Genomic DNA, 749 nt, shown 5'->3' with positions numbered 1-749 from the left:
GTACCATCAAACAAGCAGCTGAACTGGCGTGGCTGGCATGTAAGACCTACCATCAAGACGCTGTACTGGTGGTTAACTCACAGACTCACACGGCCTCTTTATGGTCTATCGAGGACAAGGGAGAATACCCAATGGTATACCCATGCTTGAAAGAGGTGTCTTTAGGGGGCACACTGCAACAAGTGGACGCTCCCAAGGGTGAATGCTATTCGGTAATCGACGGGCAATACTGGGAGGTTGTTTAATGGTTAATTATGGCCTCACTAAGAAGGACATGCGGGAATACCGAAGCGCCTTTAAGACTGCTTGCGAGTGTACTTATGGCATACCTGAAGCAAAGGCCGACTGGTTCGGCTACTACATGGCCCAAATGGCCCAAACCTATCGCACACGCAAGGTAATGTATGGTAACCCTGTTCGTAATTAGTGTGTATGCCCTGATTGTCCTGTACTTTGTGCGAGACTTTCGCAAGGGTCTCAAGGTACACAAAGCATCATTCAGTTACATGAAGTGGGGCGTATTGCCTCGCTTTACTGTACGGCTACCTAATGGCCGCTTTAAGGCAAACAAGGTGGGGATATTCTATGTTGCAACGCATTAACACTGTGGTCTATAAGGACGGACACGGCCACATCATTGTGCACATCATCAAGGATGACACATTCCGCTATGCAGATGACCGCAGCTCACTGCCTTACTATCCGAGCATCAAGACACGCAAGACGTGGAAGCGCATCGGGACAAACAT

General features: G+C 49.0%; 1 protein-coding gene. It reads left to right on the top strand.

Annotation, left to right across the window (positions count from 1 at the left end; genetic code table 11):
* Positions 1–245 (top strand): hypothetical protein (locus HHU12_RS35210; RefSeq protein WP_205960090.1); only part of this gene is annotated, 245 nt, incomplete at its 5' end.
* Positions 246–749 lie beyond the last annotated feature (504 nt).

Source organism: Flammeovirga aprica JL-4 (assembly GCF_012844305.1).
GTDB lineage: Bacteria > Bacteroidota > Bacteroidia > Cytophagales > Flammeovirgaceae > Flammeovirga > Flammeovirga aprica.
This window is presented reverse-complemented; position numbering and strand designations above follow the sequence as displayed.